We start from the raw sequence: 14977 nt of genomic DNA, 5'->3' as shown, positions 1-14977 counted from the left end.
TTTTAAGCGTTTTCATTTTTAGAGATTATATAAATTCCCTTTAAACCTTACTTCATTGTTATTATTAAATTAAAAACGTTCCATGTACAAAATGTAACATGGAACGTTTTTTTATTGTTGTTCATATTTGATTGAATTATTGTCATTTTTTGATATGAATTTCTTCCTATACTGTAATGGTGTATATCCATATTTATCTTTAAACTGTGAAATAAACGATTTTATATTTGGAAATCCGTGTTTTACTGCTATATCTTGTACAGAACTTGTACTTCTAATAATATCTTCATAAGCCTTATAAAGCCTATACCTCATTAAAAAAGTGGTGAAATTTGATCCAAACGATTTTTTGAACATGCGTGAAAAATGTTCTTCACTTACAAAAAAATGTTTAGCCACATCTTTTAGTTTCAGTTCTTCATTATAATGTTTGTAAATATACGTAATCATTTCCTTCTGTCTATTTCCAAGTTGAAAATTATTGTCTATATTCTCTCCAACTTTGCAATATCGCAATAAAATATAAACAATTTCATAAATTAAACTATTAATTTTTATGTAACTTAAATCATCAGAATGTATGACTAACTCTTTTAATTCATAAAATATTTGCCTAAGATTCGTTTTCTGAACGATGGATTCCACTATATTGAATCTATATTTATCAAAATCTTCATTTACCTCTTTAAGAAATTCATATGAAATAATTAACATCATTACTGCACAACTTGTATTCTCTACTTTTTCAAATTCATGAACATCTCCACTATTTACAAAAATAAATTCGCCAGCAGATACTTTCTTTTTTTGCCCATTTACATACAAAAATACTTCTCCATTAACTACTAAGCTAATTTCAATACTTCTATGCCAGTGAGGAGGAATATAATAGTGAAAATCAGTAGGAAACATCGTATCTTCTATGTATTCAACCATTCCTGGAATTCTATCACGTAATTTTATTTCTTCATATTTACCTTGCCTGACTTTCAATAACCCACCCCCTTTTTTTATTATAATAGAGACGTCAAGTTTCTCCTTCTACTTCCACATTCGATATATAATTCCATTAGGGTTATAAAGATTAATCGAATAGTCCTCATCCGAATAATAATTCATTTCAATATGACTTCGGATAAATTTCACATTATTAACAGCAAGAAGCTCTGCTATCTCATCAACCCCTTTCCTATAAATAGCTTTGTAATAAACATTCTTCGTTCCTAATGTTTGTAATAAAACCCCTATCAAAATAAAGGATAATACATACAAAACACAGAATTCTTTTATTCAACTAATTAAATTATAAGGAGGAAAAACTATGTACACAGAAATTTTTAAAGAAGTTGTTTCGATTACTCATCACGATTATTCAGGCTGTTTAGATAAGGAAGGATGGGACGATCCCGCTACTTATTTACATACAGTTGAGAAACTAGAGAAACTTGGAGAACTAACACCAGTACAATTTACTGAAATTGTGCGTGATTACTTACTAGACTTTAAAGATAATCATATGTTTTTCAAAATGTACTCTAACAATCAACCTCTTAACAGTGTTGGCTTCCAAGTGAAAAGATACGAAGATCGCTTATATATTACATCCACTTCACAAGAAATAAGAGTGAAAAAAGGGCAATCTATTCTAGCATTAGATAATATGAAAATTCCTGAGTTATTAATAAAATATAAGAAGTATTTAAATGAGAATACATATGAACGTGAAAAATGGGATTATGTTTTATTACAATCATCAACTTGTACACTTATAGATGAAGATGGAATAAACGAAACCATTACTTTACAAAAGTATAAACAAAATGAATACACGCCTATTTATTCATTTAAAGAGCATAATAAAGACACACTCTTAATTACTTTGACTGATTTCGCAAATACTGAAGCTATTAATACATTATTAGACTCACACAAAAATGAGCTTAATTCTTTTCCGAACTTAATTATTGATGTGCTTTTAAATCGTGGTGGAAGTGATGATGCATTTTTCAAATTACTTCCTTACTTATTTGAAGACAAAGAGATCTCCCTTTTAGATTCTTCAGATACAATGCAATTGAATCATACGGAACGAAACTTTCATTTACGCATGAAAGACATCGAAATGGAAGATTACGATTCTTTAGACGAACTTTCAAAATTATTCACTGATATATTTATTCAAGATTTAAAAAAGAATTATAAAAAAGGATTCGTTACATTTGATACTTCTGAGTTACCAAAAGAATTTCAATCATTAAAAATACACGGAAGAAAATCACCTAATAGAGTAGTTATATTAACAGATATTACATGTGGAAGTTCTGGTGATTCTTTTGTAGAAGTTGCAAAAAAATCATTGAAAGTAAAAGTAATAGGTCGTCCGACTGCTGGTTTAAATGATTATTCTAATTTAGCAGTGATGGAATGGGCTGATACATTCGCTCTTTACTATCCTACTTCACGGCTTTCTAGTATAGATAAAGGCAAAGGAATGTCTGGAATTGGTATACAACCGCATATACATATCCCGTGGACCCCGGAACATATACAAGAAGATGTAGATTTAAAATTAGCATTACAACTGCTTCAAAACGAAGAATGGTAAAAAATAAAGGTAGATGTGAATCACACCTACCTTTTCTATTTCATATCAATCTTTTCTGGTTGAAACCAAATTGGCTTTAATAACTCAAAGTTTTTATGATCCTCTAAAACGATAGTAAGGCGTTCTAACGTATCATCTAACATATGTGGTGCTGCTCGTAATGACCAGACAACTGATGAGAAAACCGTCATACCAACATATACCGCATATAAATTCCAGAACTCCTCTGGTATTTTCCCATTAAAGTAGCCTTCTATTTGTCCGATTGAATAAGGAATACTAATGTCTCTTGCAAACAGTGCAATCTTTACGAAATCATGAAGTGGGTCGCCCCAGTCATAGCCATTAAAATCAACAACACCTACATATTTCCCATCTCGCACAATTATATTTTCTAAATGAAAATCATCGTGTTGAAATCGATTTGGGCGGTTCTTTACATATATTTCATTTTCATCTATAAACTTTATGATTTTATCATCATTTTTTATTTTTATTCCACATGTTTTATATGCCTTTACATATTTTTGGTGTTTTTTCATTGCTCTTTCATACCATGGAAGAATATCCTCAGGAGCTTCATATGTATGCATTTTTGCTAAATCTTTTCCTGCCTCTATACCAATTTCATATTGTTCTTTTGGTGAGTACGTAGGCAATAGTTTCTTCGCATCTTCCCCTTCTATATATGAGAAAATACTATATACACCTTCTTCTTCCAATATACCTATTTCAATCGGCCTTTGTGCCTGTACGTTACGTTTTACCATTTCATTTAAAATTTGAAATTCGATTTTCCTTCTTTCATACTCTTGTATATCGCCAATCCGTAACAAATATTTTTCATTATCAATTGTCGTAACTATATATTTCTTATCAGAAGAGAAACCTTTAGAAATTTCTTCAATATTAACTGCATCTTTTACTATCTGTATATTGTTTTGCCATTCTGTAATTGTTTTCATGTATATTCCCCTTACATTTCTACATTTGGTCTATACGCTACTTCTCTATGAATAGCTTGTTATCTAGGCCCTAAAGTACTTACGATTTCCTCGTCTACTTCCTTAAAATATATTTTACTTTCTCCCGTACTATATGATACTACATTTATCTCCCTTCATCCAATTTTAGGAAATAATGTACCATAAAAAGAAATGGACTCCTCTAATTTGCTACCCAAAATTCAATATGATGAATACCTGCTCGAAGTATATTCATATTAAGAATACGCTCCTTGTACTACTTGCACAATTTCCATCGGTGTATTGACCGTATAATCTGGTGCATCTTTTTTCACTGTTTCAATAACATCATACCCCCAAGATACCCAAATTACGTTCACCCCGGCCTTTTTACATGCTGCTACATCTCGCTGTTCGTCACCAACGTATAACATATCTTTCTCTGTTATCTTTTTGGATTTTAAAAACCTTTTTATCATTTTATCTTTCCCGAACAAATTTTTTGAACAATACACTTCTTGAATATTTTCTATATCATTATTGTGTAAAAATGCCCGAATGTGCTCTTCTGAGTTCGAGGATATGACTGCAATTCCATAGCCTTTTTTATGTAGTTCATCTAAAACATCCTTCATCCCATGGAACAAAACGAGATCTTTTATAGCAGGTTGATACAATTTATAAAACTCTAGTGCTAAGATCGGTAGTTTATACAGTGGTACATCGAGTTGCTTGCATCTCTCTGGCATCGTTAGTTTACGTAAATACTCAATTTCTTCTTTCCTTACCGATTTATATCCGTGCTTTTCAGCAAGTTGATTATAAATTGGTACAAATATATTTTGTGAATCTACTAATGTGCCATCAAAGTCAAAAACAATATACTTTTGCATTCCCATACTCCCTTTGCTTCTTTTTTTCTAAACCTATCTTATTCAACACCATAGTTGTCTTACCCTTCTACAAAAATAAAAAAGAACAAGATTTTCTCTTGTTCTTTTAAGAAAGCCATTTTGGCGGTACATTCGTATTCCAATAAATATTTCCTAATTCATGGTGTCCTGAGTACCCATCATCAAAACGGTGATAGTGGAAATTAAAATAATAACCATCTTGCGGTGGATGATCTCTTCTTACATGAAATCGCAATAAGTCATTTCCTGATTTCGTGTCATACACATGAAAAATTTTTTCATTATTTCCGCCAGCTGGCCTTTGAGAAATCGCTAATGATTGTAATGACTCCTCTGGTACATCACTTGCAAGCTCAGCAATTGCCTCTTCAATTTTCGGTAATATTACATCTTTAAACTCATCTTCAATTACTGGACCAATTTTAGTGCCAAACTTTTGCATCGACTGCTTCTCTGCTTCTAGCATTGCATAAGTAATAAAAGTATCGGTGGTTAACCTGTCATTCGTTTCTTCATATGTATAGGACGTACTCTCCAAATTTTGTTGCCCAGCTGTACTCGTAGGCTTGTCCGCAGCTTTGGCATTATCAAGCAATATGGAAGGAGGCGTCACTAAACCAAATGTAAATACGGTAATTAATGCGACTAAGGTTTTTCTAAACCAATTTGGCATTTATGTTCCCTCCCTTTCACTCATTATATTTTATATAACGGTTGTTTCTTCTATTATACAAAATGATTGTAATTTTTGCACTTTACAATTTTGTTAACGTTCACATATTTTTCACTTGAATATGAAATTGTAAGATTTCATACAATATAAATACAACAACAATGAGGAGGCAATCAGATGACTTTAGATGTCATGTATTCCGCCGCAAGCATACTCGTTTTAGTATATTTTCTTTATCAATGTGTAACAGATTAAAAAAAGAGCCGTTTTTCGGCTCTTTTTCTATGGTAAAAATACAATCACACCAATCCATACTATAAAAATAATCCCGGTAATTACAGCTGGTAATAAATAAAAATGAGAAAGGATAACTATTCCATACAAAAGTAGTACTGGAAATAATAAATAGCGATCTGCCTTCCATCTTAACAATAGTAATTTTCCTTCATCGCAATATAAATGAAGAAACATTTTTTTCGTAAATTCATTCCAATAATCGCGCGCATAACGTGAAATTCCAACTATAGTAAATGCAAGAATAATAGCTGCAATCCACCTCGGACTCATAATAATACTAACAGTACTTATACAAACAATTTGAATATAAAATATTCGTGCACTACTTGTACGGAAAAATTCTTTTAAAAAGGATTCAACAATACGAGAATCTTTTTTCTTCCCTAATAACTTTTTAGAACGTGGAAACATCCACGGTTTTTTATTCGAACTACTCGGTTTAGCTGTATGACCACCAACTTGCATAATCCCACTCGTCCAGCGCATACTCTCTTCTTTCTCTTTCTCAATTTCTTTAAAAAAGCAATTTTTATAATTTCGTTTTTCTTTTATCAATACGATAATTAGAAAAATTGCTAGACCGATACTTGGTATAGCATAAAATGGATTTTTATAAATAAGAAACAGACTCAATCCAAAAAAGGATAGACTTATAGAAGATATTACATTTTTTATAATCCAGAGTAGCCATCGTTTCCCCACTCGTACATGAATAAATCTCGTTAATAACGACAACATAAATCGAAACACTGTAAATAATAACCAAAATAATACGACTTGTATCTTCGTCACTCCGATACTTTTCATCAACACTGGTAACATAGCAACTACTACCACTACATTCGTTATCGCTATTCGAATAAACGTATATGTCATACCGTACTGCATTAACTTTTGCATGTGAGCAGGGTAAGAAATTAAAAACAAACTATCCGCTTGTTCAAAAAATGAGCGAACTCCTCTTGAATATGTAATCACATAAAATACAAGTAGACCTAATCCGAAATAAACGGTCTCCCCCATCGATAATTCTTCTATCCATAGTGAACGATAATAAATTCCTATAAATATAAGTGCTGGGATAATAATATATAGTGCAACTGTCCAATCAGTTATAGAACGTATGGACTTCCATTTACGCCCCATTTCATGGCGCAATCTTTTATAAAATTGTTGTTTAATCATGCTGTTCACGCCTAACGATTACATCAAAACAGTCTAATAATGAACTCCCTGGCATTTCAGCTAACTTTTGGATAGATTCTAAATGTCCATCTGCGACTAATGTACCTTGTGAAATGAGTAAAAATCTCTCACAAATTCTTTCAGCTGTATCTAATACGTGCGTACAAAGTAAAATTCCTGCACCGCGTTCTTTCTCTTTATATAAATAACTTAAAAACTCTTTCGTAGCTACTGGATCTAAGCCGATAAAAGGTTCATCAATGATATAAAAATCTGGTTCAGTTAAAAACGCCAAAATGAGCATCGATTTTTGTTTCATTCCTTTTGAAAACTTTGATAAATACTCATGTTTATGTTTATCCATTCGAAACATATGTAATAATTCTTCAGCTTTCCTTTCCCAGCTTCCTCCCTCATTCTCGCGAGCAGCCATTAATAGTTCAATATGTTCCCAGAGCGTTAAATAATCATAATATGTCGGATGCTCCGGCACATATGCATAAGGGTTCTTTTTTTCACCGAATGATATTTCACCATTCATATTTACAAGTAAACCTAGCATTGTTTTAATCGTCGTACTTTTCCCAGCACCATTCGCACCAATAAGTGCAACTAATTCACCTTTTTCAATCGAAAAGGCAATATCATGAATTGTCTTTTCCCCTATATCATATCCGGCAGAACGGATATTCACGTCTAACATACATTCCCCTTCTTTCCATTTCCAATACAATCAAGGAAAAGAATAACATATAACTATCTATATATCATTATAAATTATTCATTTTCATAGCAGGAATACATACTTTTTAACAGAATATTTAATGTTTGATTACATTTTATTGGAGTGGATTATATGTCTTTTCAAATTCGCGAAGCTACAATAGACGATATAGATGTACTTTGTTCTTTAGCCAAAGAATTAAAAGGGTCTTCTATTTCCTATGAAGATATGAACAACCGATTGCAATTCGTACAAATGAGTCCCTTTGATTTTTTATATGTTTATGAGGAAGAAGACACTATATTTGGATTACTTGGGTTTCGTATACGTGAAAATTTAGAAGATATAACTCGTTATGGGGAAATTTCAATTATTAGCGTTGATTCTACAATACGGCGGAAAGGCACTGGACAAGTATTAATGGATTATGCAGAACAATTAGCCAAAAAACATAATTGCATTGGTACATGGCTAGTTAGTGGAACAAATAGAGTAGAAGCACATCCTTTTTACAAAAAATTAGGATATGAAGTGAATGGATATCGATTTGTAAAACATTTTTAAACTATTTATACATGGAAAGGACTAAAAAATATGACAAACATCGAAGCTATTTTTATTGATCGTGACGGTACAATTGGTGGTGATACTACAATACATTATCCAGGTTCTTTTACATTATTTCCTTTTACAAAAGCAGCTCTACAAAAACTAAAAGCTCAAAATATAAAAATCTTCTCTTTCACAAACCAGCCAGGTATCGCAGACGGGATAGCGACTGTTGCTGATTTTGCAAAAGAATTAAAAGGGTTCGGCTTTGATGATATTTACGTATGTCCTCATAAACACGGTGATGGTTGTGAATGCCGCAAACCAAGTACAGGTATGCTGCTACAAGCAGCCGAAAAACATGGGCTTGATTTAACAAAATGCGCTGTAATTGGTGATCGCTGGACTGATATCGTTGCAGGAGCAACAGTACATGCAACGACGATATTAGTTCGAACAGGCGCTGGATATGATGCTTTACATACGTACCGAGACAAATGGGCACATATTGAACCAAACTACATTGCAGAAAACTTTGAAGATGCTACAAATTGGGTTTTAGATCAACTATAATACAAATTAAAAGAGACGTTTTCACAATGAAAACGTCTCTTTTAATCTTATATTTCTTTAAAATGTTAATTCATAATGGAAATAACGATTATCTCTCAAATAACCATTTTCAGCGTATAATCTCTGCGCTGATAAATTATCGATTTCCGTTTGTAATTTTACACCTTTTGCACCATTTTCTAAGGCAAATTCTTTAGCAGCTTCTAGTAATTTTTTACCTGTTCCTGCTCCGCGCTTAGTGGCTTGTACAAACAGATCATTTAATATCCATAATTCCTTCATCGAAATGGAAGAAAATGATGGATATAATTGTGTGAATCCAATATATTCACCGTCTTCAACTGCCACGAAAATAACGGATTCTTTTCTCTCGATTCGATTTCGTAAAAATACTTTTGCTCCTTCTAGATCGGAATCTTGTCTATAAAACATACGATAGTTATTAAAAACTGATGCTAGTCCATCTAAATCTGCAATTGTTGCCTCATATATTCTCATTTTACTCCATTCCCCTTCCAATACTGTCTCATTATATCTGTTGCCCATTTAGGCTGTACAATTTCTTCTTTCGGCATAAACTCTTTCATTATCGGCTTTATATCCAATATAGGGGTGCCATCAATAGCATCTAACCCCTCAACAATAATTGATTTACCTTCTCTTTTGATCACCTTTACAATTGTGGATCCTATGCGATTCGGACGATTTTTCCCGCGCTGTGCAAAAATGCCTACTTTAGGATAATCATGATTATTTCTAGGATATCTAGCAAAATATTGAATTTGTTCATCAGCTACTTTATGAAAGTAAAAAACAACTTCAATGTGAGAAAAATCTTCAATCCCTTGTATACTTTCTTCTGTATACGTTTCAGTTAAAGTAATATAGGATATTACTTCTCCCCACTCATCGTCTTTTATTTCCTTTCTTTCATTATGTACAAATGCGATTGGTTGAACTGAAAACATACGCATTCCCCCTTAAATGTAACCACTTACATTATAAAGTATTTTCTGAATGTTTTCCACAAACACGAATTAGGTTACATAATATAATTATAATCTATTTTGTAAAGCGAAATTAACAGCTTCAACTGCATGTATATGAGCTGTGTCAAATATCGGAATAGATACGTCTTCCTGCTTTATTAATAATCCTATTTCTGTACAACCTAATATGATTCCTTGCGCCCCTTCTTGTACTAGCTCTTCTATAACTCTTTTGTAATACTCTCTAGATTGAGATGTTATCTTTCCTAAACACAATTCTGTATATATTACTTCGTTTAGCTTATCTCTATCCTTTTTTGATGGAACCATTACTTTTATATGATTTTCTTCTATGCGTAATTTATAAAAGTCTTGCTCCATTGTATATTTAGTTCCAAGTAAACCAACCTTTTGAATATCTTTCCTTTTAATTTCTTTTGCAGTTGCATCAGCGATATGTAACACTGGAATATGAATATTCTCCTTTATTTTCTCAACTACTTTATGCATTGTATTTGTGCAAATAATAATAAAATCTGCTCCTCCTCTCTGTAACGAATATGCTGCATTTCCTAATATTTCTCCTGCTCCATCCCAATCTCCGCTAGACTGGAATCGTTCAATCTCTTCAAAGTCTACACTATTAATCATACATTTTGCTGAATGTAATCCTCCTAACCTCTCTTTTATTTCTTCATTTATGATTCGATAATATTCAGAAGTTGATTCCCAGCTCATGCCACCAATTAAACCTATTGTTTTCATTACACAACACCCACCTTATACTGTTTTTTAAAACTAATCACAACATTTTATTATGTATATTATACATAATAAAACAAGACTTTACGTTTTTAATATAAAGTCTTGTTTTAACTATTTCCAAGGAAATTTTATAAGAATATTCCGAAATTAATGATCTAATGTTTTTATAGAATCTTCATATTGATAATGAAAACACTCTCGATACAACTGTTTAATTTCATCATATGATGGCACACGTGGATTATTTGCTGGACTTCCACTTTCAATTGCATCTGATGCCATTTTAGAAATAGATTTTTCAAATTCAACTTCACCAATTCCGTATTCTTTTAAGTTTGGAATTCGGAGATCAAAACAAAGTTTTTTTATTTCCCTCAGCGTGTAGTCTGCTACTTCTTCATCACAATAGGAATACAAATCTTTATTTAAACAACGCCCAATTTTCGCTAGTCTTTTTACTGCATTAACTTTTGTATATTCTAAAACTGTAGGTAATAGTATTGCATTCGATATACCATGTGGTACATGAAATAACGCCCCTACTGGCCTGGACATTCCATGAACTAATGTAACAGATGCATTTGAAAATGCGATTCCAGCTTGTAAGGATGCTATCATCATCGCTTCTCTTGCCTCCATATTCTCTCCGTCTTCATATGCAATACGTAAATATTTCATAATACTTTCAATGGCGGAAAGAGCTAGTACATCTGTAAGTGATTGTGAAACTCTAGAAATATATGCTTCGACTGCATGACACAATGCATCTATCCCTGTTGCTGCTGTAATATGAGGTGGTACCGAACGCGTTAAAATCGGGTCAATAATCGCTACTTGCGGGGTGAAGTTTGGATGCTTCATCATCATTTTTACATCTGTTCGTTTATTCGTAATTACTGCTACACTTGTTACTTCCGATCCAGTACCAGAAGTTGTTGGGATTGCAATAAGTGGTAGCGGATCATTGTCTATTTCCATATTCTTTTGGACGTAATCTTCCACTTCTCCACCATTTGTATATAACACCGAAACTGCTTTCGCAGCATCAATACAACTTCCACCACCAATACCTATAATAAAATCACACTTTCCTTCTTTACAAATAGATAACGCTTCTAACACATGTATATTGGTAGGTTCAGCATTTACTTTATTATATGTAATAACTGTAATACCTTTCGTATTTAGTTGTTGTATACACCTCTCAACATATCCTAAATCCTCCATAATTGTATCCGTAACTATAAACGCTCTTTTCCCTAACTTCTTAGATTGTTCCCCCAGCTTTTCAAGCGAATTTCTTCCATATAATACAGACTTCGGCATACGAAACTCAGCAACTTCTTGCAAGTACTCCACCCCTTCTTACCCTAATTAATATTTTAGTTTATAAAATATCGACTTAATAAATTCCTGTTACTGTATAGAATGCAATAACTAAAAATACAGCAACCGTTTTCAAAATTGTAATAGCAAATATATCTTTGTATGACTGTTTATGTGTTAAACCTGTTACTGTGAGAATAGTAATAATTGCTCCGTTATGTGGTAATGTATCCATTCCTCCTGATGCCATTGATACAATACGGTGCATTACTTCTAATGGAATATCAAATTGATTGGCCGCTGCAATAAACTTATCTCCCATTGCACTTAAAACGATCCCCATTCCTCCTGATGCAGAACCTGTAATACCGGCTAAAATATTTGTCGTTACTGCTCCATTTACTAAAGGATTTGTGAATGTGGCAGAAATGCCATCTCTCATAATCGCGAAGCCTGGAAGTGCTGCGATGACACCACCGAATCCAAACTCAGCTCCTGTATTCATCGTTGCAAGTAGCGCTCCACCAATACTTGTATTCAATCCAGCTTGAAATCCTGTTACTACTCGTCTCCAATATAATAATAACGTTGTTACAATACCTATAATAAGTGCCAATTCTACTGACCAAATTCCAACTACTGCACTTAATTCTACTTTTCCAAATGCTTTCATACCAATTGCAGAAAAATCAAAACCATTCGGATACCACTTCGGTATCATAATAGTAAATACCTTATTCATTACACCTACTAAAATAAGTGGTATAAAAGCAATCACTTGCTGAACTCTTGTAATTTCAATGCTTTTCAGTAATGGCATATCTTTTTGTTCTACTTGCACTTGCAAAGAAGCTGCCATTTCAGTATCCCCATCGTTAAACCAAAATACCCTTCTCCTGCTGCCTTCGCCTTCTTACGTCTACTCTCTAAATATAGTAAACCTAACGTCAGTACAAAAATTGCCCCTACAATACCAAGTAGCGGCGCAGCATACATAAATGTCCGTTTTAAAAAATGTAGTAGGTATTACATTTTGAATTTGTGGTGATCCAGGTAGCGCATCCATTGTAAACGTGACTGCTCCAAGTACAATCGTTCCAGGGATTAAACGCTTCGGGATATTCGCTTGTCGAAACAGCTTAGCTGCGAACGGATATACAGCAAACACTACTACGTACACACTAACGCCACTATACGTTAAGATCGCACCCATTAATACAATCGCTAAAATCGTACGTTTTTCACCAACTAACTCTATAATTGTCTTTGCAATCGAGTCTGCAATTCCTGACATTTCAACTACTTTCCCAAATATTGCCCCAAGTAAAAATACAGGGAAATATAGTTTAATAAAACCTACCATTTTCTCCATAAAAATATTCGAAAAGAAAGGTAATACAAAACTAGGCTCTGTCAAAAATACCGCAAATAATGCAAATATCGGTGCAAATAAAATAACAGAAAACCCTCTATATGCTACAAACATTAGTAAACTAAGTGCTAATAATATAATAACTAGCTCCAATTATACCCCTCCTTTAAACTGAAAATTCAAACTTTTATAGATGAACTTCTACTAATCTTTTGATTCTGACATCCCTCCTCTTATTCATACAAATTTTTCATGCTAAAAATGTCTAATTATAAGTATTCGATTACATATGAAAAATCCCTTTAAACAAATACGATTTGATCATCATACGTTATAAAGGGATTTTTAGTCTCTATATTTACTTCTTTACCAAACTATTATCTACACAAAAATGATGAAGTTCTTTTACATCATTTACTATATGAGTCGCACCAACTTCAGTCAATTCTGTTTTACTACCATAACCATATAAAACGCCAATTGAAGCAATTCCATTATGATTTGCACCTATTATATCGTGCTTTCTATCTCCAATCATAACAATGTCTTCTTTATTAAGTTCTTTATTAAGTTCTTCATTTGTTTGTAAAAGATGAGAAATAATTTCTTCTTTTTTTATTCTCGTACCATCTAAATTACTTCCAATGATACCTTCGAAATACTTCGTCAGTTGAAAATGTTCTATAACTTGTTCAGCAAATATAGTAGGTTTTGAAGTTGCAATAAATAAACGTTTTCCGGTATCTTTTAATTGTTTTAAGAGACTTGGAATACCCTCGTAAACATTATTTTCTAACAATCCACGCTGCTTTAAATACTCTCTAAAATAAAAAACAGCTCGTTCAACTTCTCCTTCATTCATATTGTATCTCTCTACGAATGATTGCTGGATGGGTGGACCAATAAATGAATCTAACTCGCTTACATGTAATTCTTCAATCCCAAGCTTCTTTAATGCATACAATACTGAATTTACAATTCCTTCTTTCGGATCCGTCAATGTTCCATCTAAATCAAATAGAAATGTTGTATACAAATTTAATCCCCCGCTTCTATTTACTTGACATATTATATGGAAGGCTTTTCGTGCCCACCTTTTACTATACTACCATTATTTATCTTTTCGAAAAATTTTTTCTTCTATGTCACATACTTTCCGTTACAAAGTGTAAGACATATGATAAAGTTAAAAAGTTACAATTATTTTAATAGGAACTGGTGAATCTAATGTCAATTACGTTAATTGTTATAATGGCTTTCACAATTGTTATTCACGCAGTTGAAACGAGCTCTTATAGTATTCGTTTAGCTGGAGTGCGTTTAAAGAGAATTGCTGTTGCTTTGTCTGTCGTAGGCATGGTGTTACTTATTTCAAGAACATCTAACATGCTACAAGCCTTTTTAATCGGTGGGATTGTCGATGAGGCAAAACGAGACGCTTCCATTAATTTAGAACATACTATACGGCTCGTTCTATTATCCGCCTCTGTCGGTACTTTACTTGCGATTATACTGTATCCAACTTTGACCAAACTATTTGGATATGTCATTCAAAACTTTGAAACAGATGGTTCTTTCATTCGAATGATGAAAACAAATAACATTCAAAAATTAAAGTACACAAGAAAATACGTACGCTTCCCAAAATTAGAAATGATTCATAGACTGCGTATCGGTGGTATTCCAAAACGTATTATGCTTATTAATATGTTTGCTACTGCAATTTATACAGCTGGTGTTCTTTCAGCCCTATACGCTTCTTTTTTACTTCCAGCTTACGCAACAAAAGCTACTACAGCTTCTGGCCTTATTAATGGTTTTGCTACTATTTTATTAACAGTTCTGCTCGATCCACGTATCGCCCTTTTAACAGAGCGAGCTCTTCAATCAGAAGAAGGTGCAGAAGCAATGAGTAAAATGTATGGTTGGCTAATGATTTCTAGACTTTTCGGTACATTATTAGCACAACTATTATTCATACCAGGTGCTTACTGGATCACATGGATTATTAAACTGATGAATTAGTCCTCTATAAAAATA

The 14977-nt window shown here is 32.8% G+C and carries 15 protein-coding genes and 2 pseudogenes; 4 read left to right on the top strand and 13 right to left on the bottom strand.

Going from position 1 to position 14977, the window contains the following annotated elements; genetic code table 11:
* Positions 1-111 precede the first annotated feature (111 nt).
* Positions 112-993: an AraC family transcriptional regulator gene (locus PDL00_RS08770; RefSeq protein WP_242251989.1), complete on the bottom strand. Its 882-nt coding sequence runs from the start codon at positions 991-993 to the stop codon at positions 112-114.
* Between the two features lie 328 nt (positions 994-1321).
* On the opposite strand from PDL00_RS08770, the gene PDL00_RS08765 reads away from it, so the two are divergent.
* Positions 1322-2605 (top strand): S41 family peptidase, encoded by a 1284-nt coding sequence (locus tag PDL00_RS08765; RefSeq protein ID WP_270728567.1) that lies wholly within the window; start codon positions 1322-1324, stop codon positions 2603-2605.
* A 35-nt stretch (positions 2606-2640) separates the two neighbouring features.
* Here PDL00_RS08765 and PDL00_RS08760 read toward each other — a convergent pair whose 3' ends face one another.
* The 6 genes and pseudogenes from PDL00_RS08760 to PDL00_RS08735 all read right to left on the bottom strand — a co-directional run bounded on the left by PDL00_RS08760 (position 2641) and on the right by PDL00_RS08735 (position 7342).
* Positions 2641-3570 (bottom strand): aminoglycoside phosphotransferase family protein, encoded by a 930-nt coding sequence (locus PDL00_RS08760; protein WP_270728564.1) that lies wholly within the window; start codon positions 3568-3570, stop codon positions 2641-2643.
* A 62-nt stretch (positions 3571-3632) separates the two neighbouring features.
* A pseudogene (locus PDL00_RS08755) lies at positions 3633-3826 on the bottom strand (VOC family protein); the annotation flags it as partial.
* Position 3827: 1 nt separating this feature from the next.
* Positions 3828-4463, bottom strand: coding sequence for an HAD family hydrolase (locus PDL00_RS08750; protein WP_270728561.1), 636 nt, complete (start codon positions 4461-4463; stop codon positions 3828-3830).
* A gap of 106 nt (positions 4464-4569) precedes the next feature.
* Complete coding sequence (locus PDL00_RS08745) at positions 4570-5157, bottom strand: YpjP family protein (RefSeq protein WP_098095935.1); 588 nt, start codon at positions 5155-5157, stop codon at positions 4570-4572.
* 282 nt (positions 5158-5439) lie between these two features.
* Complete coding sequence (locus tag PDL00_RS08740) at positions 5440-6639, bottom strand: ABC transporter permease (RefSeq protein WP_270728555.1); 1200 nt, start codon at positions 6637-6639, stop codon at positions 5440-5442.
* Complete coding sequence (locus PDL00_RS08735) at positions 6632-7342, bottom strand: ABC transporter ATP-binding protein (RefSeq protein ID WP_061679524.1); 711 nt, start codon at positions 7340-7342, stop codon at positions 6632-6634. The genes PDL00_RS08740 and PDL00_RS08735 overlap by 8 nt, the downstream gene beginning before the upstream one ends.
* A gap of 153 nt (positions 7343-7495) precedes the next feature.
* On the opposite strand from PDL00_RS08735, the gene PDL00_RS08730 reads away from it, so the two are divergent.
* Both PDL00_RS08730 and PDL00_RS08725 read left to right on the top strand, forming a co-directional pair.
* Positions 7496-7927, top strand: a complete 432-nt coding sequence (locus PDL00_RS08730) for a GNAT family N-acetyltransferase (RefSeq protein WP_270728551.1) — start codon at positions 7496-7498, stop codon at positions 7925-7927.
* 30 nt (positions 7928-7957) lie between these two features.
* On the top strand, positions 7958-8485 hold the full coding sequence (locus tag PDL00_RS08725; protein ID WP_270728548.1) for an HAD-IIIA family hydrolase: 528 nt from the start codon (positions 7958-7960) through the stop codon (positions 8483-8485).
* Positions 8486-8542: 57 nt separating this feature from the next.
* Here PDL00_RS08725 and PDL00_RS08720 read toward each other — a convergent pair whose 3' ends face one another.
* The 6 genes and pseudogenes from PDL00_RS08720 to PDL00_RS08695 form a co-directional block, all read right to left on the bottom strand.
* Positions 8543-8983: a GNAT family N-acetyltransferase gene (locus PDL00_RS08720; protein ID WP_061679521.1), complete on the bottom strand. Its 441-nt coding sequence runs from the start codon at positions 8981-8983 to the stop codon at positions 8543-8545.
* Positions 8980-9453: an SAM-dependent methyltransferase gene (locus PDL00_RS08715; RefSeq protein ID WP_270728543.1), complete on the bottom strand. Its 474-nt coding sequence runs from the start codon at positions 9451-9453 to the stop codon at positions 8980-8982. The genes PDL00_RS08720 and PDL00_RS08715 overlap by 4 nt, the downstream gene beginning before the upstream one ends.
* Before the next feature lie 87 nt (positions 9454-9540).
* Complete coding sequence (locus PDL00_RS08710; RefSeq protein ID WP_061679519.1) at positions 9541-10239, bottom strand: aspartate/glutamate racemase family protein; 699 nt, start codon at positions 10237-10239, stop codon at positions 9541-9543.
* Between the two features lie 147 nt (positions 10240-10386).
* Positions 10387-11589 (bottom strand): alcohol dehydrogenase EutG, encoded by a 1203-nt coding sequence (gene eutG / locus PDL00_RS08705; RefSeq protein WP_242252193.1) that lies wholly within the window; start codon positions 11587-11589, stop codon positions 10387-10389.
* Between the two features lie 52 nt (positions 11590-11641).
* Positions 11642-13090, bottom strand: a pseudogene (locus PDL00_RS08700) (GntP family permease).
* 205 nt (positions 13091-13295) lie between these two features.
* Positions 13296-13973 (bottom strand): HAD family hydrolase, encoded by a 678-nt coding sequence (locus PDL00_RS08695; protein ID WP_270728540.1) that lies wholly within the window; start codon positions 13971-13973, stop codon positions 13296-13298.
* Between the two features lie 191 nt (positions 13974-14164).
* Here PDL00_RS08695 and PDL00_RS08690 point away from each other — a divergent pair, with 191 nt between their 5' ends.
* Positions 14165-14962, top strand: coding sequence for a lipid II flippase Amj family protein (locus tag PDL00_RS08690; protein ID WP_270728538.1), 798 nt, complete (start codon positions 14165-14167; stop codon positions 14960-14962).
* The last annotated feature ends 15 nt before the right edge of the window (positions 14963-14977 follow it).

Source organism: Bacillus cereus group sp. TH152-1LC (assembly GCF_027710505.1).
In the GTDB taxonomy this organism is placed as follows: Bacteria; Bacillota; Bacilli; order Bacillales; family Bacillaceae_G; genus Bacillus_A; species Bacillus_A mobilis.
The sequence above is the reverse complement of the archived record's forward strand: the minus strand, read 5'-3'. Positions and strand labels throughout refer to the sequence as shown.